Consider the following 21,670-nt stretch of genomic DNA (forward strand, 5'->3'; position numbering starts at 1 on the left):
AAGCGGGTAGACTTGGCGCCAGTTTTTCCAGACGAGATGAATTAATGAGAAGAGCAGTGATCACCGGTATCGGCGTCATCTCCAGTATCGGCAACAACAAGGAAGAAGTGCTGGCCTCCCTGAAAGCAGGTAAATCCGGCATCACCTATTCCGAGCAGTTCGAGCAGCACAACCTGCGTAGCCGTGTCTGGGGTAACATCAAACTCGAGCCGTCTGAACTGATCGACCGTAAAGTCATGCGTTTCATGGGTGACGCTGCGGCCTATGCCTATCTCTCCATGCAACAGGCCATCGAAGATGCCGGTCTGCCGGAAGATCAGGTCTCCAACGAGCGTACCGGCCTGGTAGTCGGTTCCGGTGGTGCCTCCGGCAAGAACACCTCCGAGTCTTGCGACATTGCCCGCGAGAAAGGCGTCAAGCGGGTGGGCCCTTACATGGTGCCGCGCACCATGTCTTCCACCACCTCCGCTTGCCTGGCCACGCCGTTCAAGATCAAGGGTGTGAACTACTCCATCAGTTCCGCTTGCGCCACCTCTGCTCACTGCATCGGTCACGCCATGGAACTGATCCAGCTGGGCAAGCAGGACGTGGTCTTCGCCGGCGGCGGTGAAGAGCTGGACTGGTCCTCCACCATACAGTTCGACGCCATGGGCGCCTTGTCCACCAAGTACAACGACACCCCGGAAAAAGCGTCCCGGACCTATGACGCCGACCGCGATGGTTTCGTCATCTCAGGTGGCGGCGGCATCCTGGTGGTCGAGGAGCTGGAACATGCCCTGGCCCGTGGTGCTCACATCTATGCCGAGCTGACCGGTTACGGTGCCACCTCCGATGGCTACGACATGGTCGCCCCGAGCGGTGAAGGCGCCGTGCGTTGCATGAAGATGGCGATGCAGGGCGTTGGCAAGGTGGATTACATCAACACCCACGGCACCTCTACCCCGGTCGGTGACACCAAGGAGCTGGAAGCCATCCAGACTCTGTTTGGCACCAAGGGTCCCAAGATCTCCGCCACCAAGGCGATGACTGGCCATGCGCTGGGCGCTGCCGGCGTGCATGAAGCTGTCTACTCCCTGCTGATGATGGAGCATGGCTTTATCGCCCCCAGCATCAACATCGAAACCCTGGACGAGAAGGCTGAAGGTCTGCCCATAGTACGCGAGTACGAAGCGGCCGATCTCAATACCATCATGTCCAACAGCTTCGGCTTTGGCGGTACCAACGCCTCCCTGGTATTCAGCAAGTTCAAGGCTTGATGAGTCGATGATGTGAAAAAAGGCGCCGCAAGGCGCCTTTTTTATTGACAATCGGGTGACCCTCAGGCGGGGTCGGTCAAGGGCAGCCGCATATAGACGGCGCCCTCACCGTACTCGTCCAACGATTTGGGGGTCCTGGCGGGTACAAAGCCCTGCTTGCGCCAGAAGGCTGGGGCATCCTGCACCGCCACCAGTCCGGCATGCTCGTAACCCTCGTCGCTGGCGAAGGCGAGGGCTGTCTCCAGCAGCCGCTGGCCTATGCCCTTGCCGCGCGCCTGCGCTGACACGGCCAGATCGTGCAGATAGAACTCGTCGTTCCCCGCCAGCGTCTGCATGGGTACCGAGAGGGAGGGGGGCTGATGGGCGCGCCAGGGATGGCAGAGCAGGTAACCCAGTACCTTGCCCTGGTATTCGGCCACCCAACAGCAGTCGGGGGCCAGTTCGGCCTTGTTGCTCATGACCTCGAGGGGTTCAGGATCCAGCTGGTGATAACACTCATCCTGAATGGCCATGATGGTGGGCCAGTCATTGGCCCGGGTAGTGCGGATCTGGATCATAGTCATGGGGCATCGCTGCCTGGGTACGCTGATTAAATAATGTGTGCGTCAGCCAGCGTACCAGAATGCGGCCATGAACTGAACAATCATTTCCAAATGATGCCTTTCATGGCCGGCGTCTTAACGAGCGGCCTGCTTGCTGACCAGCTTGATCAGGCGATAACGCAGGGAAGGGGCATCCGCCGGCACGTCGGTGAGTTGCTCCTTGCTGACGGCCAGCTGGTACTGGTAGCCGGGTTCAAACTGGAAGCCTTCTATCTGCTGATAAAAGAGAGTCCAGGCTTGCTGCTCGTCGCTGCGAACCTGCATGCACTGCATGGGGCCGACACCGATGCAGTCGACCAGTTGGCTGTTGATGTAGAGGGTTTCCCCCTGTGATGGGGTCGGTGCGCTCTGACAGGCGCTGAGCAGCAGGGCGGCGCTGATGAACAATGGTCTCATAATGGACTCCTTCTGATCGAAAGGGGGCATTAGAGCGGCAAATAAAAAGGCGGTCAATGACCGCCTTGGTAACAAACCGTGTCGACTCAGCGCATCAACGCTGATCGAGCGGGGTGAATTCTCGTTGGGCCAGGCCGGTGTAGAGCTGACGCGGACGGCCGATCTTCTGATCCGGGTCCGAGTGCATCTCGTTCCAGTGGGCGATCCAGCCGATGGTGCGGGAAATGGCGAAGATCACGGTGAACATGGACATGGGAATGCCGATGGCCTTCATGATGATGCCGGAGTAGAAGTCCACGTTCGGGTAGAGCTTCTTCTCGATGAAGTAGGGGTCCGACAGCGCGATGCGCTCGAGCTCCATGGCCACATCCAGCAGCGGATCCTTGATCTGCAACTCGGTCAGTACCTCGTGGCAGGTTTCGCGCATCACGGTGGCACGGGGATCGTGGTTTTTGTAGACCCGGTGACCGAAGCCCATCAGACGGAAGGGATCGTTCTTGTCCTTGGCGCGGCCGATGAACTCGGGGATGCGCTCCACTGAGCCTATCTCTTCGAGCATCTTGAGGCAGGCTTCGTTGGCACCGCCATGAGCCGGTCCCCACAGGGAGGCGATCCCGGCGGCGATGCAGGCAAACGGGTTGGCACCGGAGGAGCCGGCCAGACGCACTGTGGAGGTGGAGGCGTTCTGCTCGTGATCCGCATGCAGGGTGAAGATGCGATCCATGGCGCGTTCGACTATGGGGTTGACCTTGTACTCTTCGGTCGGCACGCCAAACATCATGTGCAGGAAGTTGCCGGCATAGGAGAGGGCATTGCGCGGCTGCATGAACGGCTGACCGATGGAGTACTTGTAGCACATGGCGGCCAGGGTCGGCATCTTGGAGAGCAGACGGAAGGCACAGATCTCGCGGTGCTCTTCGTTGTTGATGTCGAGCGCATCGTGATAGAAGGCGGACAGCGCACTGACCACGCCACACATGATTGCCATGGGGTGGGAGTCACGACGGAAGCCGCGGAAGAAGAAGGCGATCTGCTCGTGCACCATGGTATGGCGGGTGACCAGACGTTCAAACTCTGTGTACTGCGCCTTGGTGGGCGCCTCGCCGTACAGCAGGATATAGCAGACTTCGAGGTAGCTGGCCTGAGTGGCCAACTGGGCGATGGGGTAACCACGGTGCAGCAAGACACCCTGATCGCCATCGATGTAGGTAATGGATGATTTACAAGCACCGGTGGCCATAAAACCGGGGTCAAAGGTGAAGTACCCTTGCGCGCCCAATTTTCTGACGTCGATCACGTCGGGTCCGACAGTCCCTGACAGGATCGGTAGTTCTACCGGGTCTTTACCGGGCAGATGTAGGGTGGCTATCTTATCAGCCATAGCACGTCTCCTTTGCTCTTTTATAATTTGATTCCAGCTCTACTTTATTACGAGTTTGATGACGCTGGCAAAGGTTCTGACCCGTACCAGGGCGGCTGGAGCGCCTTATTTGAAACAGAGTTCAGGGGCGCTGTCAATTTTTCTGGATGATCATTAATGAGTTGTTAAATGAGTTGTGAGATCTGGTTTACGGTTTTGGGTTTTCTTTGTAGCTAATTGATTGTCATTGGTTAAGCCCGCCGATATACTGCGCCTCGTGGGTGATGGCTGTCGGTGTTTGAAACGCTTGCGCAAAGTCGGATGCGATATTGAAAATGTTGTTTTTGGCTTTTTTGAGTTGTTTTGGTAACAAAAACCTAACAAATGCCACTCCGTGCCCTCATAAGCGTGTAAAAACAATAACTAACGTGCTCAATGGAGCTGAGTGGGCAAAGCCGTGAAAAATAAACAGAGACCTGTAAACCTCGACCTACAGACGATCAGCTTTCCTGTCACCGCCATCGCTTCCATCTTGCATCGTGTCTCAGGGGTGATCACCTTTGTGGCGCTCTCTATCTTGCTGTGGATGCTTGGTACTTCACTCGCCTCTCCCGAAGGATTTGAAACCGTGGTGTCCATCATGGACAACTTCCTGGTCAAATTCGTGTTGTGGGGGATCCTGACTGCGCTGGCTTACCACATTGTGGGCGGTCTGCGTCATCTGGTCATGGACATGGGCTATTGGGAAGAGCTGGAATCCGGTAATCAGAGTGCCCGTGTGGCCTTCGTGATCACCGCGGTTTTGGCGGTATTGGCGGGAGTACTGGTATGGTAACCAATTCTGCAACATTCGGGCGCAGCGGTGTTCATGATTACATCCTGATCCGCGCCACCGCCCTCATCATGACGGCTTACGTCCTCTATCTGGTTGGCTTTGTCGCGTTCAATGACATCAGCTACGAGGTGTGGACCGGCTTCTTCGCCAAAACCTTCACCAAGGTATTCACCCTGTTGACACTGCTGTGCGTCCTGATCCACGCCTGGATCGGTCTGTGGCAGGTGCTGACCGACTATATCAAGCCGGTGGGGCTGCGCGGTGCGCTGCAATTTGCCTTGGTAGTGGTGCTGTTTGTCTACCTGATGACCGGCTTCGTTGTGCTGTGGGGGGTGTAAGGTGACTATTCCAACTCGTGAATTTGATGCGGTCGTGATCGGTGCCGGTGGTGCCGGCATGCGCGCCGCGCTGCAGATTGCCCAGTCCGGCAAGAGCTGCGCTCTGTTGTCCAAGGTCTTCCCGACCCGTTCTCACACGGTTTCTGCCCAGGGCGGGATCACGGTTGCGCTGGGCAATGCCCACGACGACAACTGGCAATGGCACATGTATGACACCGTCAAGGGCTCCGATTATATCGGTGACCAGGAAGCGATCGAATACATGTGCAAGACGGGCCCCGAGGCCGTCTATGAGCTGGAGAACATGGGCTTGCCCTTCTCCCGCTTCGACAACGGCTCCGTTTACCAGCGTCCGTTTGGCGGCCAGTCCAAGAATTTTGGTGGCGAGCAGGCAGCCCGTACCGCAGCCGCAGCGGACCGTACCGGTCATGCTTTGCTGCACACCCTCTATCAGCAGAACGTCAAGAACAAGACCACCGTCTTCTCCGAGTGGTATGCGCTGGATCTGGTGAAAAACCAGGACGGCCACATCGTTGGCTGCACCGCCATCGACATGGAGAGCGGCGAAGTCGTCTACTTCAAGGCCAAGGCCACCGTGCTGGCCACCGGCGGCGCCGGTCGCATCTATCAGTCCACCACCAACGCCCATATCAACACGGGTGACGGCGTCGGCATGGCGCTGCGCGCCGGAGTCGGCGTGCAGGACATGGAGTTCTGGCAGTTCCACCCGACCGGCATCGCCGGGGCAGGGGTGCTGGTGACCGAAGGCTGTCGTGGTGAAGGCGGTTATCTGCTCAACAAAGACGGCGAACGCTTCATGGAGCGTTACGCGCCGAACGCCAAGGATCTGGCCGGTCGCGACGTGGTGGCCCGTTCCATCATGATCGAGATCCGCGAAGGCCGCGGTTGTGACGGTCCCTGGGGCCCGCACATCAAGCTCAAGCTGGATCACCTCGGCAAAGAGGTGCTGGAATCCCGTCTGCCTGGCATCTGCGAGCTCTCTCGCACCTTCGCCCACGTGGATCCGGTCAAGGAACCCATTCCCATCATACCTACCTGCCACTACATGATGGGCGGCGTGCCGACCAACGTGAATGGCCAGTGTCTGACCCAGGACAAGGACGGTAACGACGTCCCCGTGGTCGGTCTGTTCGCGGTGGGCGAGATAGCCTGTGTCTCCGTGCACGGAGCCAACCGTCTGGGCGGCAACTCATTGCTGGATCTGATCGTGTTTGGCCGCGCTGCGGGCATGCATCTGGTCAACACCCTGGGCGAGATGGAACATGGTCGCGAGGCTTCCGAGTCTGATCTGGCCGCCGCGCTGGCCCGTTTCAATCGCTGGGAAAACAACCGCGACGGGGAAGACCCGGTCCAGATCCGCAAGGATCTGCAGACCTGCATGCAGAACAACTTCTCCGTGTTCCGTGAAGGTGACGCCATGGCCGAAGGGCTGGCCGAGCTGAAACGTATCCGCGAGCGGCTGAAGAATGCCCGTCTGGACGACACCTCCAAGGAGTTCAACACCCAGCGCATCGAGTGCCTGGAGCTGGACAACCTGATGGAGACGGCGTTTGCCACCGCGGTGGCGGCCAACTTCCGTACCGAGAGTCGGGGTGCCCACAGCCGCTTCGATTTCCCGGATCGCGACGATGAGGGCTGGCTGTGCCATAGCCTCTATCATCCGGACACAGAGTCCATGACCCGTCGCGCTGTCAACATGTCTCCGAAAACCCGTGAGGCATTCCCACCCAAGGTCCGGACTTACTGACCGATGGCGGAGACAAGCACCATGAAGAGCAGACAGTCGGCTTATCGCAGCATGTGCCGGTCTGTGAAGAGGTGGGAGGCATTCCCATCTCTCTTCCCCAAGGTGCGGACTTAACGATTGCGGAGCCAAACAACATGAACGTCACATTCTCTGTCTACAGATACAATCCGGATGTTGATAACGTCCCCTATATGAAGGAATATCGTCTTGATATTCCTGAAGGTTCCGACATGATGGTGCTCGATGCACTGATCCAGCTGAAAGAGCTGGATCCCACGCTCGCCTTCCGCCGCTCCTGCCGCGAAGGGGTCTGTGGATCAGACGGTCTCAACATGAATGGCAAGAACGGTCTTGCCTGCATCACCCCGCTCTCCGATCTGCTGAAGAAGGGCAATAACGTCGTTATCCGCCCCTTGCCCGGCCTGCCGGTGATCCGCGATCTGGTGATCGACATGACCCAGTTCTACACCCAGTGGGAGAAGGTCAAACCCTTCCTCATCAACGATGAGAAATTGCCGCCCGTGCGTGAGCACCTGCAATCCCCCGAAGAGCGCGCCAAGCTGGATGGCCTGTACGAGTGTATTCTCTGTGCCTGCTGCTCCACCTCTTGCCCCTCCTTCTGGTGGAACCCGGACAAGTTCATCGGCCCGGCCGGGCTGCTCGCCGCCTATCGCTGGTTGGCCGACAGCCGCGACACCGCCGCCAGCGAACGACTGGGTAACCTGGATGACGCCTTCAGCGTGTTCCGTTGCCACGGCATCATGAACTGCGTGAACGTCTGTCCCAAGGGCTTGAACCCGACCAAGGCCATCGGTCAGATCAAGTCGATGCTGCTCAATCGGGCTGTTTAGTATCAGGGCCAGGGCGTCACGCGCCAGGCCCGACCTCTGGATAGCCATCCAACCCCATGGCTGGATGGCTATTTAAACCCTACAAGCTGCGCTGCAGTGAACAAGATGTACAAGGGATAGAAATGCATAACGGCGTGATGAAGGCCTGGTTGGAGTCATCTCACCTGGCTGGTGCGAATGCAAGCTATATTGAGGATTTGTACGAATCCTTCCTGGAAGACCCCGAATCCGTAGCCGACGAGTGGCGCAGCCTGTTTAGCTCGCTGCCCCAGGTTAATGGCCATGCGGTTGAACAACCTCACTCCCAAGTCCGCGATTATTTCCGTCGTCTGGCCAAGGATCCCTCCCGTTACAGTGCCCCCGTGTCCGATCCGCAAGTGGATGCGAAACAGGTGCGCGTGCTGCAACTGATCAACGCTTTCCGCTTCCGTGGTCACCAGAATGCCAATCTGGATCCCCTTGGACTCTGGACCCGTGAAACCGTTGCCGAACTGGATCCTGCCTTCCACAACCTGCAGGGCGCCGACATGGAGGCCACCTTCAACGTGGGCTCCTACGCCATAGGTCGCGAGACCATGGTGCTCTCCGATCTCTATGCCTCGCTGAAGAAAACCTATTGCGGCAGCATAGGTGCAGACTACATGCACATCACCTCCACCGAGGAGAAGCGCTGGCTGCAAGACCGTCTTGAATCCATTGAAGCCACGGGCAACTACAGCACAGAGGAGAAGACCCGCTTCCTCGAGAGCCTGACCGCGGCCGAAGGGCTGGAAAAATACCTGGGCGCCAAGTTCCCGGGGGCCAAGCGTTTCTCCCTGGAAGGGGGCGATGCCATGGTGCCCATGCTCAAGGAGCTTATTCGCCGCGCCGGTGAGCAGGGCTGCAAAGAGGCCGTCATCGGCATGGCCCACCGTGGTCGCCTGAACGTGCTGATCAACGTGCTCGGCAAACGGGCGCAAGAATTGTTCGACGAGTTCGCCGGCAAGCACGGTGAATCCTGGGGCACAGGGGATGTGAAGTACCACATGGGCTTCTCTTCCGACTTCGCCACCCCGGGCGGCAATGTCCACCTGGCGCTGGCGTTCAACCCGTCTCACCTCGAGATCGTCAACCCTGTGGTCATCGGCTCGGTGCGTGCCCGCATGGACAGACGCGGTGACAAGGATGGCTCCAGCGTTCTGCCCATCACCATCCACGGTGACTCCGCCATCGCGGGACAGGGTGTCGTAGCAGAAACCTTCAACATGTCCCTGACCCGTGCCTACGGCGTCGGTGGCACTGTGCGCATCGTCATCAACAACCAGGTAGGTTTCACCACCTCCTATCAACGTGACCTGCGCTCCACCGAATACTGTACCGACATCGCCAAGGCGGTGCAGGCCCCCGTGCTGCACGTCAACGGGGATGACCCGGAAGCCGTGGTGCTGGTGACCCAGATTGCGCTGGATTATCGCAACACCTTCAAGCGCGACGTGGTGATCGAGCTGGTCTGCTACCGTCGTCACGGTCACAACGAGGCGGACGAGCCCAGTGCGACCCAGCCCTTGATGTACCAGAAGATCAAACAGCACCCGACCCCGCGCAAGATCTACGCCGACCAGCTGGTGGCGGAAGGCAGCATCAGTCAGGAGCTGGCCACTACCCTGGTCAATGACTATCGCGATACCCTGGATCGGGGCGAGCGGGTGAGCAAGGAGTGGCGTCCGATGGAGCTGCACTCCGTCGACTGGACCCCTTATCTCGGTCACGACTGGGCCATGAGCTATGACAGCACTGTGCCCATGGATCACCTGAAATCCCTGGGCGAGCGCATCAGCCAGTACCCGGCCACCCATGTGCTGCAGCGCCAGGTCGAGAAGATCTACGAAGACCGTCGGCTGATGGCCGCCGGCGACAAGCTGCTGGACTGGGGCTTTGCCGAGACCCTGGCCTACGCCACCCTGGTGGACAAGGGCTCCCGCATCCGCTTCACCGGGGAAGACTCCGGCCGTGGCACCTTCTTCCACCGCCACGCCGTGCTGCACAACCAGAGCGATGCCAGTACCTACACTCCGCTGTGCAACTTGCACGACGAGCAAGGTCCCTTTGAAATTTACGATTCAGTGCTGACCGAAAACGCGGTACTGGCGTTCGAATATGGCTACGCCAGTGCGGAGCCGGCTGGTCTCACCATCTGGGAAGCCCAGTTCGGCGACTTCGCCAACTGCGCCCAGGTCGTGGTGGATCAGTTCCTCTCCTCCGGTGAGCAGAAGTGGGGCCGGATGTGCGGTCTGACCATGCTGCTACCCCACGGTTATGAGGGGCAGGGCCCGGAGCACTCCTCCGCCCGTCTCGAGCGCTATCTGCAGATGTGTGCCCAGCACAACATGCAGGTGTGCGTGCCGTCCACCCCGGCGCAAGTGTTCCACATGCTGCGCCGTCAGGTGGTGCGCCCGATGCGCCGTCCGCTCATCGTCATGACGCCTAAATCCCTGCTGCGCCACCCGCTGGCGGTGAGCAAGCTCGACGAGCTGGCGACCGGCACCTTCCAGAACGCCATTGGCGAAATCGATGCCCTGGATCCCAAAGGCGTCAAGCGCGTGGTGTTCTGCTCCGGCAAGGTCTACTACGACCTGCTCGATGCCCGTCGCAAGGCCGAGCAGCACGATGTGGCCCTGGTGCGGATCGAGCAGCTCTACCCCTTCCCGGAGGAGGAAGTGCGCGCCATTCTGGCCGACTATGCCCACGTCACCGACTTCGTCTGGTGTCAGGAAGAGCCGCAGAACCAGGGCGCCTGGTACAGCACCCGTCATCACTATGACAGCGTGCTGCCAAGCCATGCCCGTCTGCGTTATGCCGGTCGCCCGGCCTCGGCCTCGCCGGCCGTCGGTTACATGTCGGTCCACGCCAAGCAGCAAAAAGCCCTGGTGGAAGACGCCCTTACTCTGGCCTAAGCCCTGAACAAGAAGTAACAAGGAACTGATTACATGACTATCGAGATCAAGGTACCGGACCTGCCGGAATCAGTGGCGGACGCCACCATCGCCACCTGGCACAAGAAACCGGGTGATCTGGTTGCCCGTGACGAAGTACTGGTCGACATCGAGACCGACAAGGTCGTGCTGGAAGTCCCCGCGCCGGAAGCCGGCGTCCTCGGCGACATCCTGCAAGCGGAAGGGGCGACAGTGTTGTCCCGCCAGCTGATCGCCATGCTCAAGCCGGCTCCCGTGGCCGGTGAAGAGACCAGGGAGAAGCCGGTGGAAGCGGTGGCCGATGACGGCGCCGATGGCCTGAGCCCCTCGGTGCGCCGCCTGGTGGCCGAGCATGCCATCGACGTGACCAAGCTGACCGGCACCGGCAAGGGCGGTCGCATCAGCAAGGAAGATGTGGAAGCCTTCATCAAGGGTGGCAACAAGCCTGCCGCCGCGCCGGTCGCGGCTGCCCCTGTGGCTGCGGTAGCGCCGCTGGTCGGTCGCACCGAGAAGCGTGTGCCCATGACCCGTCTGCGCAAGCGCATTGCCGAGCGTCTGCTGGAAGCCAAAAACACCACCGCCATGCTGACCACCTTCAACGAGATCAACATGGCGCCCATCATGAAGCTGCGCAAGCAGTACGGCGAGATCTTCGAGAAGAAGCACGGCATCAAGCTCGGCTTCATGTCCTTCTACGTGAAGGCGGTCGTCGAGTCCCTCAAGCGCTACCCGGAAGTGAACGCGGCGCTGGACGGTGACGACATCGTCTACCACAACTACTTCGACGTCAGCATCGCCGTCTCCACCCCGCGCGGGCTGGTGACGCCTGTGCTGCGCGATTGCGACAACATGAGCCTGGCGGACATCGAGAAGGCCATCAAGGATCTGGCGGGCAAGGGCCGTGACGGCAAGCTGACCGTGGACGAACTGACCGGCGGCAACTTCACCATCACCAACGGTGGCGTGTTCGGCTCCCTGATGTCCACCCCCATCATCAACCCGCCGCAGAGCGCCATCCTGGGGATGCACAAGATCCAGGACAGACCCATGGCGGTCGATGGCAAGGTCGAGATCCTGCCGATGATGTACCTGGCCCTCTCTTATGATCACCGCATCGTCGACGGTCGCGAGTCGGTGGGCTTCCTGGTCTCCATCAAGGAGCTGCTGGAAGATCCGACCCGTCTGTTGCTGGATGTCTAGGCAATCAGCGACATTCTGAGCGAATTAGAAAGATAACGAGGGGCCGCCCAGGCCCCCATTCACAGGGGATTGAGAAACACGAGCCCCGGACGGAAATACCTACAACACGGATAGAGCATCTATGAATCTGCATGAATATCAGGCAAAAAAGCTGTTTGCCGAGTATGGCCTGCCGGTCTCCGAAGGTTATGCCTGTGCTACCCCGCAGGAAGCTGCTGAAGCGGCCGACAAGATTGGCGGCAATACCTGGGTCGTCAAGTGCCAGGTCCACGCCGGTGGCCGCGGTAAAGCGGGCGGCGTCAAGCTGGCCAAGAGCAAGGACGAGATCCGCGCCTTTGCCCAGAACTGGCTCGGCAAGAACCTGGTGACCTATCAGACTGACGCCAACGGTCAGCCGGTTACCAAGATCCTGGTGGAATCCTGCACCGACATCGCCAAGGAGCTCTATCTGGGCGCCGTGGTCGATCGTGGCAGCCGTCGCGTGGTCTTCATGGCCTCTACCGAAGGTGGCGTGGAGATTGAGAAAGTCGCCCACGAAACCCCGGAACTGATTCACAAGGCCGCCATCGATCCGCTGGTGGGCCCGCAGGCCTATCAGGCGCGCGAGCTGGCCTTCAAGCTGGGTCTGGTCGGCGATCAGATCAAGCAGTTCACCAAGATCTTCATGGGTCTGGGCCAGATGTTCCTGGATTGCGACTTCGCCCTGCTGGAAATCAACCCGCTGGTGATCACCGCCCAGGGCAACCTGCATTGCCTCGACGGCAAGATCAACATCGACGCCAACGCCCTCTATCGTCAGCCCAAGCTGCGTGAGATGCATGACCCCTCCCAGGATGACCCCCGCGAAGCGCATGCCGCCCAGTGGGAGCTGAACTATGTGGCGCTTGATGGCAACATCGGCTGCATGGTCAACGGCGCCGGTCTGGCCATGGGCACCATGGATATCGTCAACCTGCACGGCGGCTCACCGGCCAACTTCCTGGACGTCGGCGGCGGCGCCACCAAGGAGCGCGTGACCGAGGCCTTCAAGATCATCCTCTCCGACACCAAGGTGCAGGCCGTGCTGGTCAACATCTTCGGCGGCATAGTGCGCTGCGACATGATCGCGGAAGGCATTATCGGTGCGGTCAAGGAAGTGGGGGTCAAGGTGCCCGTGGTGGTGCGTCTGGAAGGCAACAATGCCGAACTGGGTGCCCGTAAACTGGCCGACAGTGGCCTCAATATCATCGCCGCAACGAGTCTGACTGACGCAGCTCAGCAAGTGGTTAAAGCAGCGGAGGCCAAATAATGAGCGTTCTGATCAACAAAGACACCAAGGTGATCTGCCAGGGCTTTACCGGCGGTCAGGGTACCTTCCACTCCGAACAGGCCATTGCCTACGGTACCCAGATGGTCGGCGGCGTGTCGCCAGGCAAGGGTGGCACCACCCACCTGGGCCTGCCGGTGTTCAATACAGTGCGTGACGCGGTCGAAGCCACCGGCGCCACCGCCTCCGTCATCTATGTGCCTGCGCCCTTCTGCAAGGACGCCATCCTGGAAGCCATCGATGCCGGCATCAAGCTCATCGTCACCATCACCGAAGGCATCCCGACCCTGGACATGCTGCAGGTCAAGGTGAAGCTGCAGGAAACCGGCGTGCGCATGATTGGTCCGAACTGCCCGGGCGTCATCACCCCGGGTGAGTGCAAGATCGGCATCATGCCGGGCCACATCCACAAGCCGGGCAAGGTGGGTATAGTCTCCCGCTCCGGCACCCTGACCTACGAAGCGGTCAAGCAGACCACGGACGAGGGCTTCGGCCAGTCCACCTGCGTCGGTATCGGTGGCGACCCCATCCCGGGCTCCAACTTCATCGATATTCTGGAGATGTTCCAGAACGATCCCAAGACCGAAGCCATCGTGATGATCGGCGAGATCGGCGGCAGCGCCGAGGAAGAAGCGGCGGCCTACATCAAGGCCCACGTCACCAAGCCGGTGGTCTCCTATATCGCGGGTGTCACAGCCCCGGCTGGCAAGCGCATGGGTCATGCGGGCGCCATCATCGCCGGTGGCAAGGGCACGGCCGCAGAGAAATTTGCCGCCCTGGAAGATGCCGGCGTGAAAACCGTGCGCTCCCTCGCCGATATCGGCAAGGCTCTGCGTGAAGTGACCGGCTGGTAATTCCTTTCAGCCTGTTATCTCTGATATAAAAATGCCGCCCGATGGGCGGCTTTTTTATGGAGTTAATGTTATGCGTAACTTCATTCAGTACAACTCTTAGCCCAAAGGGGCGAGATGGAGATACTCGGATCTTCAAGCGATGAATCGAAGCACATGATGTAATCGATACAGTCATAATAATAAAGTTTGCACATGCTGAATGGCTGACTATATTTTTATGGCTTGCAATTGATTTTTGTGTCAGTACTGTTGAGGAGGTAATGTGATGACTTCGAAATGTATGTTTTTATTTTGTTTTTCTTCTGCACTTATTACTGGCTGCTCTAGTAATCTAAGTGCGGTAGATAAACTGACTAGCTCGACTCAAAATGATGGCGGTATTTCATCTTATTTTAATGACATTCCATTTCAAAGTCGCTTTCTTGCAATTAATGGCCAACTTCCTATTGATACTGTAGGAATGCCTTGCGTTGCGAGTAGTTATCGAGTGCCATATTCAATGATATGTCTAAGTACCGATAAGTCGAAAGTCATCGAATATGACTACCCCGTGACTGGAAATCCTGGTGAAAAAATAAAAAATCTTAAAAATAGCCTCACTAAGTTAGAAAAAAATTCACAAGATTTAGTTACCAAGTTGCTTGTTAAGGCTACTTGCCAAAATACAGAAAAAGAAGATTGTACAGCGGAAATTGAGAGTGCTTCTATTGCTCAGTCAGAATTTCAATCTTTACAGGCAGAAGTATTATCAAAGTTGTCAGATGGTAATACGTTTATATTCCAGTGGAGTAGTACAGCCGGTGGTGGATTCGATGTAGAAGCTGAACCCTATGGAAAAATTGATGGGCAGGGTGGCTATCAGAACAGTGGAATTACCATAGTGTCCGGTTTACGCATATCCCAGCTTTTAGTGGGAAATGATATCAGTAGTATTTATAAAAATCTGCCCAAAGATACCAAGTTAGCAACATTTGTCATGCAGGCTCAAGGAATAGCGTATATAAGTACCCGAAGCATTAGTGCTACGGTGCAAGCTCGCTTAGGGCTAACACCAACTCAATTCAGTGACATCATAAGCACTTTGTCTGGAACTCAGAAAATACAACTGGCGGCAGCTTTCAATTATGTAAGCAGCCTGAGTAATGAAGGTCAGTTTCACACTGTAGATAAAAAAATTAAAGATGTACCGACGTGGGGAGCGCCGGGTAAGATAGAAGATCATGGATATCAAACATTCTATGCAACCATGACAAAATTAGATGAGCTTAATAAAATGATTGAGAGGGAATAGTTTTTATTTCAGATAAGCATAGACAGTTTATATGAGTTTTCTGTACGTATAGACTCTTTATGAAATAAGTTTATGGGGGTAATTCTTAAGTCATTTTCAGTAACTGTTTCGGATAGAAGAGTACAGATCTACAGGTTCGATTAACGTGGCGTAATCTGGCGTTCGAGAAGGTAGCATTTATGCTTTTTCATTTTCTCGGGTGAGGTACCAGCCTTGATTACACATCTTTTTTGATGTGGTAACTGACAAGGTCGGTCCCTGGCGCGGAGAGTCTACTGTGAATACTCAACAGAGTCATTCAATCCAATCAATCTGAGAGCATGGCGATTTCAGATTTTATGGTCTGGCTCCTATTTATCCCCTTGTTTTTTGCTGATAGCACTCAGAGTGAACGGGCAGGGTTTTGCCATCAACCTTGAAAAATCGGGCCATAAGGCGTATAACCACGCGCTTTACTGGTCTATTTAGCGAGCCCCTTCCATGCAGCAAGTCGAGAAAATGCAGCCAACTCCTTTTTGGCAGGAAAAGCCCCTGCAGCAGATGACGGATGCGGAGTGGGAATCCCTGTGCGACGGCTGCGGCAAGTGCTGCCTGAACAAGCTCATTGACGAAGACACCGACGAACTGGTGTTCACCAACGTCGCCTGCGATCTGCTCAACACCAAGACCTGCCAGTGCTCCGATTACGGCAACCGCTTTAAAAAAGAGCCGGACTGCCTGCAGATCACCCATGACAAGATTGCCGAGTATGACTGGCTTCCCTCGACCTGTGCCTACCGGTTGCTGGCCGAGGGGCAGACCCTGCCCGAATGGCATCCGCTGATCACCGGCAGTCGCTCTGCCATGCATCAGGCGGGTCAGTCGGTGCGCGGCAAGGTGATACACGAAGCCCATGCCGGTGAGTGGATCGATCACATCATCACCTGGGCGAGTTGAACCCGGATCGGCCAAGCCGTTATCCGGCCCACAGTGCCGTTGATATGCCGCAGGGGCAGGGGAGTCATACTCTTCTGCCCCTGTTGCTATCTGGCGGCCTGCTGCGAGCGATAGACGGGCTTCTGTGTCCCCCCTTGCCTGCGGGAGGGTGCACCAAGCGCGCAGTGCGGGGACTATGGGACCTGTCGAGGGATCCCGTTGCGACTTTCCGTTTCATTGAAAAGAGGGAAGAGACGGGGAACAAAAGGGTGAGAGGCGAATCCACCTCGGTCACTTCCGGGTGATGGGGAAGGAGGGCAGTCATACCCCTTTCGAGTCGATACTGGCTGGCAAGCAGATATAAAAAAACCGGCGCCTGGGCGCCGGTTTTTAGTCACTGCGACTCTTGCTTACTAATAAGCGATTACAGAGAAGCGGTGAAAGTACGGGTGATGACGTCTTGCTGCTGCTCTTTGGTCAAAGAGTTGAAGCGAACGGCATAACCAGATACACGGATGGTCAACTGCGGATATTTCTCCGGGTTTTCCATGGCGTCCAGCAGCATTTCACGGTTCATCACGTTCACGTTCAGGTGCTGACCGCCTTCCAGGTTGGTCTCGTGATGGAAGTAACCGTCCATCAGACCCGCCAGGTTGGATTTCTGCGCTTCCATGTCTTTGCCCAGGGCGTTCGGCACGATGGAGAAGGTATAGGAGATACCATCTTTGGCGTAGGCGAACGGCAGCTTGGCAACGGAAGTCAGGGAAGCAACGGCACCCTTCTGGTCACGACCGTGCATCGGGTTGGCACCCGGGCCAAACGGCGCACCGGAACGACGGCCATCCGGGGTGTTACCAGTTTTCTTGCCATACACCACGTTGGAGGTGATGGTCAGTACGGACTGGGTAGCCACGGCGCCACGGTAGGTGTTCAGCTTCTGAATTTTCTTCATGAAGCGTTCTACCAGGTCACAGGCGATGTCATCGACGCGAGCGTCGTTGTTACCGAACTGCGGGTACTCACCGTCGATTTCGAAGTCGATGGCAACGCCATCTTCATCACGAACCGGCTTGACCTTGGCGTACTTGATGGCAGACAGGGAGTCAGCCGCAACGGACAGACCGGCGATGCCGCAAGCCATGGTGCGATACACGTCACGGTCGTGCAGCGCCATCAGGGAGGCTTCGTAGCTGTACTTGTCGTGCATGTAGTGGATGATGTTCAGGGCGGCGACGTACTGCTTGGCCAGCCAGTCCATGAAGTGATCCAGACGATCCATCACGTCGTTGTAGTCGAGGTACTCGGAGGTCACCATCTCGGTCTTGGGACCGACCTGGATCTTGAGTTTCTCGTCCATACCGCCGTTGATTGCATACAGCATGGTCTTGGCCAGGTTGGCACGGGCACCGAAGAACTGCATCTGTTTGCCGACGATCATCGGGGACACACAGCAAGCGATGGCGTAGTCATCGTTGTTGAAGTCCGGACGCATCAGGTCGTCGTTCTCGTACTGAACGGAAGAGGTCTCGATAGATACTTTGGCGCAGTACTTCTTGAAACCGACCGGCAGCTTCTCGGACCACAGTATGGTCAGGTTCGGCTCAGGGGACGGGCCCATGGTGTACAGGGTGTTCAGCATACGGAAGCTGTTCTTGGTGACCAGGGTACGGCCATCAACGCCCATACCGGCCAGGGTCTCGGTAGCCCACATGGGGTCGCCGGAGAACAGTGAATCGTATTCAGGAGTACGCAGGAAGCGAACCATGCGCAGCTTCATGACCATGTGGTCCATCAGCTCCTGGGCTTCTTGCTCGGTGATCACGCCTTTCTTCAGGTCACGCTCGATGTACACGTCCAGGAAGCTGGAGGTACGACCGAAGGACATGGCGGCACCGTTCTGGGACTTGACTGCCGCCAGGTAGGCGAAGTAGGTCCACTGGACGGCTTCTTTGGCGCTCGCAGCAGGTACAGAGATATCGCAGCCATATTTGGCGGCCATCTCTTTGATCTGGGCCAGGGCACGGTACTGCTCGGAGATTTCTTCGCGCAGACGGATGGTGGCTTCCAGGTTGACGCCGTTTTCCAGGTCAGCTTGCAGAGACTTGAACTGGGACAGTTTGTCAGCCATCAGGAAGTCGATGCCGTACAGGGCGACACGACGGTAGTCACCTATGATGCGGCCACGGCCGTAGGCATCCGGCAGACCGGTGATGACGCCAGACTTGCGGCAGTTCAGGATGTCTTTGGTGTAAACGTCAAACACGCCCTGGTTGTGAGTCTTGCGGTACTCGCTGAAGATCTTCTTGACCATGGGGTCCAGCTCGCGGCCGTACACCTTGCAAGAAGTCTCAACCATCTTGATACCGCCGTTGGCGATGATGGCGCGCTTGAGCGGCTTGTCGGTCTGCAGACCTACAATTTGCTCCAGGCCCTGATCGATATAGCCGGCATCGTGAGCGGTAATGGTGGAGGGCAGGTCGGTATCAAAATCGACCGGCGCATGAGTGCGGTTCTCGATTTTGATGCCTTCCATGACCTTGTCCCACAGCTTGGTGGTAGCTTCGGTCGCGCCAGCCAGGAAGGACTCGTCACCTTCATACGGGGTGTAGTTCTTCTGGATGAAGTCACGGGTGTTGACAGAGGACTGCCATTCACCGGCCGCGAAGCCTTCCCATGCTTTTTGGAACTGTTCGTTAAGTTCTGCCATTTTCATTACCTCACACGGTATTGATGTAGTATCCCGCAATCATCCTTAATGATGACGACGGAAGATAAACCAGTAAGTCAGACCAACCATGACGCCACCACCAATGATATTACCAATGGTGACGGGAATGAGGTTGTGTAGGACGAAGTTGGATACGGTCAAGTCGGCGAAGGTCGCCGGATCCTGGCCGATGGCCTGCCAAAATTCCGGGCCTGCTACCGCATGGATAGCGATACCGACCGGGATCATAAACATGTTTGCGATGCTGTGCTCGAAACCGGAAGCCACGAACATGGCGACGGGGAGCAGCATGACCATCACCTTGTCGGTCGCACTGCGGGCGCCGAACGCCATCCACACGGCGAGACACACCATGAGGTTGCAGAGGATACCGAGGGCGAGGGCCTCGAAGAAGGTGTGATGGATCTTGTGCTGGGCCACTTTCAGGGCGTTCAGGCCCCACTGACCATCCGCCGCCATGTACTCGGCCGACATGATAATGAGCGCGACTATGATGAGACCGCCGATGAGGTTGCCGAAGTAGACCAGACCCCAGTTCTTGAGCAGTTGACCCCAGGTGATGCGATTGGCCGCCTTGGCCACCAGCGTCAGCGTGGTGGAGGTGAACAGCTCGGCACCGAGCAGCACACACAGAATGAGACCGAGGGAGAAACAGAGACCGCCGACCAGCTTGCTGAGGCCCCAGGCTACGTTGCCGGCACCCGTGGTGACTGTGATGAAAAAGACAAAAGCGATGGCGATGAAAGCGCCTGCTGTGATGGCCAGGGGGATGACCTTGTATGCCGGCTTGGTGGCCTTGGCATAGGTTATATCTTCTGCCAGTGCAGCGATGGCTTCTGGCTTGAGACAATCAAAGGGAGATTCTGCTTTCAATTCTCATGTACCTGCTGTTTTGCCTGTGGAAATCATAACAAAGGGCCAGATCGTCAAAATTGACTCCGATCAAGAATTGCAGATTGTGAATGTAATTTTACTACAAAAATTTGAGTCCCCTGGAAGCCTCTCTTTACACCAGGTTTCAGCTGAAACAGAAATGCTGATTTTTTAATGTAATGATTTTAAAGAATTTATTTGTCAAGCCTGAAAAAAGGTACTGGCAAGGCATCTTTGCATCCCCCCCGCATCATGGACTCGGCGTTGGCAACCCCCTAAGGGGTATTTTTTGTTTTTTATTTCATCCTTGAATAACAAATGTCCAGCCGGGGTGCCATAAAACAGAAGGGGCCATCAAGGCCCCCCCAAATACTACCACATCAGGCCCAATGATGGGCTCGCTTGGCCTTTTGCAGCTTTTCATAGGCTGCCAGCAGCTTCTGGTGCTGCGGGAACTGGACGAGGGACAGATCGGCCGCCGTCAACCCGTGGAAACGTGCTTCGCCGCGGGCGTTGGCCCAGGCATCGGCCAGGGTCTGCTCGCCATACATGCGGGTAAACACGGCGCGGTACTGCTCCGGATCCCGCTCCTGGTCGATGAACAGCTCGACGCAGGCGCGCAGGGCACGGTAGTAGTTGGCGCGATCCGCCGGGAACACCGACTGGTTGAACTCCATGGTCCAGTCGATGAGATCGAGCGCCGTCTCCAGCTCACCGGCGGCCAGCGCCAGCATGGCTTTCAGCTCGCCGACGCGCAGGGTGTGCAGGGCTGTGCCCTTGGCGGCGGCGATACCGAGCAGCTCACGGACGCGGGTGCGCTCGTCGTGCCCCTCTTCGTCCAGCTGGTCGAACAGCGCCATGTATTGCTCGGCATCCCACGCCAGCGACGGCAGCGCCAGGATCACTTCCCGCAGGTTGGCGCCCATGTTGTTGTTGGCCAGCAGCAGGTCTTCGGCCGGATAGATGTCGGACATGCCCGGCACCAGGATGCGGCAGGCGTAGACACCCAGATGCTCGTAGTCGGCGATGTAGACCGGCTGCTCCAGCTCGTGGAAGATGCCGATCAGATGGTCGAACTCCTCCTGCGAGGTGCCGCGAAAATCCCAGTCGGCAAACGCGAAGTCCGCATCCTGCTTGAACAGATCCCAGCTGATGAGGCCGGAGGAGTCGATGAAGTGGGTCTCCAGATTGTGGTGATCCGCCACCTGCTCGTTGTCGAATGACGGCGGCACGAACACGTCCAGATCCTTGAGACCACGGCCCTGCAGCAGCTCGGTGACGGTGCGCTCGAAGGCCACTTCGAAGCGCGGGTGGGCACCGAAGGAGGCAAAGCAGGTGCCGTTGTCCGGGTTGAGCAGCACCACGCAGATGACCGGATAGCGGCCGCCCAGGGAGGCATCGAAGCTGTAGATGGGGAAGCCTTCGGCTTCCAGCGCATCGATGGAGGCCTTGATGCCGGGATAACGGGCAATCACCTCATTCGGGATCAGCGGCAGGCTCAGGGCTTCGGCGATGATCTTGTTCTTCACGTGGCGCTCGAACACCTCGGACAGGGCCTGGGTGCGGGCCTCGGTGCGGGTGTTGCCGGCGCTCATGCCGTTGGAGACATAGAGGTTGCCGATGATGTTCATCGGGATGTAGACGGTCTGGTGATCGGACTGGCGCTCGAACGGCAGCGCGACTATGCCGCGCTCCTCGTTGTTCGATTGCAGATCCACCAGCATATCGGCGGTCACTTCGCCGTCCGGGTTGTAGAACTTGCGGGTGAAGCTGTCGAGCAGACCGGCCGGGAACTGATCACCCTCGATGGGGAACCACTTCTCGTTGGGGTAGTGCACGAAGTCGCCGTTGGCGACCTGCTCGCCAAGATAGAAGTCGGCGAAGAAATAGTTGGTGGAGAGACGCTCGAAATATTCGCCAAGGGCCGAGGCCAGCGCCGCCTTCTTGCTGGCACCCTTGCCATTGGTGAAACAGAGGGCGCACTCCTTGTCCCGGATATGCACGGACCAGACGTTGGGCACGGGATTGAGCCAGGAGGCCTCTTCGATATCAAACCCCAGGGCTTGCAGCTTGGTCTGGAAGCGGTCGATGGAGTCTTCCAGTGCCGCGTCCTTGCCGGGAATAAAAGTGTGGTCGGTCATCACAA

The 21,670-nt window shown here is 57.5% G+C and carries 17 protein-coding genes; 11 read left to right on the forward strand and 6 right to left on the reverse strand.

Annotated elements, in window-relative coordinates:
* Positions 1 to 44: 44 nt before the first annotated feature.
* Positions 45 to 1,256, forward strand: a complete 1,212-nt coding sequence (gene fabB / locus AACW87_RS19470) for a beta-ketoacyl-ACP synthase I (protein ID WP_043136178.1) — start codon at positions 45 to 47, stop codon at positions 1,254 to 1,256.
* 62 nt (positions 1,257 to 1,318) lie between these two features.
* Here the strand turns inward: fabB and AACW87_RS19475 are convergent, their stop codons facing one another.
* The 3 genes from AACW87_RS19475 to AACW87_RS19485 all read right to left on the reverse strand — a co-directional run bounded on the left by AACW87_RS19475 (position 1,319) and on the right by AACW87_RS19485 (position 3,635).
* Positions 1,319 to 1,813 carry a GNAT family N-acetyltransferase gene (locus tag AACW87_RS19475; RefSeq protein ID WP_098983895.1) on the reverse strand — a complete coding sequence of 165 codons (495 nt, stop codon included), beginning with the start codon at positions 1,811 to 1,813 and terminating at the stop codon, positions 1,319 to 1,321.
* Positions 1,814 to 1,933: 120 nt separating this feature from the next.
* The gene (locus tag AACW87_RS19480; RefSeq protein ID WP_241325897.1) at positions 1,934 to 2,254 is read right to left on the reverse strand and encodes a DUF4377 domain-containing protein; all 321 of its coding nucleotides are present in this window, start codon (positions 2,252 to 2,254) and stop codon (positions 1,934 to 1,936) included.
* A 94-nt stretch (positions 2,255 to 2,348) separates the two neighbouring features.
* The gene (locus AACW87_RS19485) at positions 2,349 to 3,635 is read right to left on the reverse strand and encodes a citrate synthase (protein ID WP_042872295.1); all 1,287 of its coding nucleotides are present in this window, start codon (positions 3,633 to 3,635) and stop codon (positions 2,349 to 2,351) included.
* A gap of 424 nt (positions 3,636 to 4,059) precedes the next feature.
* On the opposite strand from AACW87_RS19485, the gene sdhC reads away from it, so the two are divergent.
* The 10 genes from sdhC (at position 4,060) to AACW87_RS19535 (ending at position 15,944) form a co-directional block, all read left to right on the forward strand.
* On the forward strand, positions 4,060 to 4,449 hold the full coding sequence (gene sdhC, locus AACW87_RS19490; protein WP_011705795.1) for a succinate dehydrogenase cytochrome b556 subunit: 390 nt from the start codon (positions 4,060 to 4,062) through the stop codon (positions 4,447 to 4,449).
* On the forward strand, positions 4,443 to 4,787 hold the full coding sequence (sdhD, locus tag AACW87_RS19495; protein WP_005310895.1) for a succinate dehydrogenase, hydrophobic membrane anchor protein: 345 nt from the start codon (positions 4,443 to 4,445) through the stop codon (positions 4,785 to 4,787). The genes sdhC and sdhD overlap by 7 nt, the downstream gene beginning before the upstream one ends.
* Before the next feature lies 1 nt (position 4,788).
* Positions 4,789 to 6,555 carry a succinate dehydrogenase flavoprotein subunit gene (sdhA, locus tag AACW87_RS19500; protein ID WP_043136186.1) on the forward strand — a complete coding sequence of 589 codons (1,767 nt, stop codon included), beginning with the start codon at positions 4,789 to 4,791 and terminating at the stop codon, positions 6,553 to 6,555.
* 134 nt (positions 6,556 to 6,689) lie between these two features.
* Entirely contained in the window at positions 6,690 to 7,406 is a 717-nt protein-coding gene (locus tag AACW87_RS19505) for a succinate dehydrogenase iron-sulfur subunit (RefSeq protein ID WP_043136189.1), read from the forward strand.
* A 122-nt stretch (positions 7,407 to 7,528) separates the two neighbouring features.
* Positions 7,529 to 10,339, forward strand: a complete 2,811-nt coding sequence (sucA, locus tag AACW87_RS19510; protein WP_043556896.1) for a 2-oxoglutarate dehydrogenase E1 component — start codon at positions 7,529 to 7,531, stop codon at positions 10,337 to 10,339.
* 33 nt (positions 10,340 to 10,372) lie between these two features.
* Positions 10,373 to 11,557 (forward strand): 2-oxoglutarate dehydrogenase complex dihydrolipoyllysine-residue succinyltransferase, encoded by a 1,185-nt coding sequence (odhB, locus tag AACW87_RS19515; RefSeq protein WP_043136195.1) that lies wholly within the window; start codon positions 10,373 to 10,375, stop codon positions 11,555 to 11,557.
* Between the two features lie 121 nt (positions 11,558 to 11,678).
* Positions 11,679 to 12,845, forward strand: coding sequence for an ADP-forming succinate--CoA ligase subunit beta (gene sucC, locus AACW87_RS19520; RefSeq protein ID WP_042872307.1), 1,167 nt, complete (start codon positions 11,679 to 11,681; stop codon positions 12,843 to 12,845).
* Positions 12,845 to 13,717: a succinate--CoA ligase subunit alpha gene (sucD, locus tag AACW87_RS19525; protein ID WP_042649072.1), complete on the forward strand. Its 873-nt coding sequence runs from the start codon at positions 12,845 to 12,847 to the stop codon at positions 13,715 to 13,717. The genes sucC and sucD overlap by 1 nt, the downstream gene beginning before the upstream one ends.
* 265 nt (positions 13,718 to 13,982) lie before the next feature.
* Positions 13,983 to 15,008, forward strand: a complete 1,026-nt coding sequence (locus AACW87_RS19530) for a hypothetical protein (RefSeq protein ID WP_241325898.1) — start codon at positions 13,983 to 13,985, stop codon at positions 15,006 to 15,008.
* A gap of 498 nt (positions 15,009 to 15,506) precedes the next feature.
* Complete coding sequence (locus AACW87_RS19535; RefSeq protein ID WP_043556903.1) at positions 15,507 to 15,944, forward strand: YcgN family cysteine cluster protein; 438 nt, start codon at positions 15,507 to 15,509, stop codon at positions 15,942 to 15,944.
* Positions 15,945 to 16,347: 403 nt separating this feature from the next.
* Here the strand turns inward: AACW87_RS19535 and pflB are convergent, their stop codons facing one another.
* The 3 genes from pflB to ycaO form a co-directional block, all read right to left on the reverse strand.
* Positions 16,348 to 18,630: a formate C-acetyltransferase gene (gene pflB / locus AACW87_RS19540; protein ID WP_274454151.1), complete on the reverse strand. Its 2,283-nt coding sequence runs from the start codon at positions 18,628 to 18,630 to the stop codon at positions 16,348 to 16,350.
* A 45-nt stretch (positions 18,631 to 18,675) separates the two neighbouring features.
* The gene (gene focA, locus AACW87_RS19545; RefSeq protein ID WP_043136208.1) at positions 18,676 to 19,524 is read right to left on the reverse strand and encodes a formate transporter FocA; all 849 of its coding nucleotides are present in this window, start codon (positions 19,522 to 19,524) and stop codon (positions 18,676 to 18,678) included.
* Positions 19,525 to 19,904: 380 nt separating this feature from the next.
* Positions 19,905 to 21,665, reverse strand: coding sequence for a 30S ribosomal protein S12 methylthiotransferase accessory factor YcaO (gene ycaO / locus AACW87_RS19550; protein WP_098983900.1), 1,761 nt, complete (start codon positions 21,663 to 21,665; stop codon positions 19,905 to 19,907).
* Between the last annotated feature and the right edge of the window lie 5 nt (positions 21,666 to 21,670).

The organism is Aeromonas sp. MR7 (assembly GCF_963899385.1).
GTDB classification, from domain to species: Bacteria; Pseudomonadota; Gammaproteobacteria; order Enterobacterales; family Aeromonadaceae; genus Aeromonas; species Aeromonas bestiarum.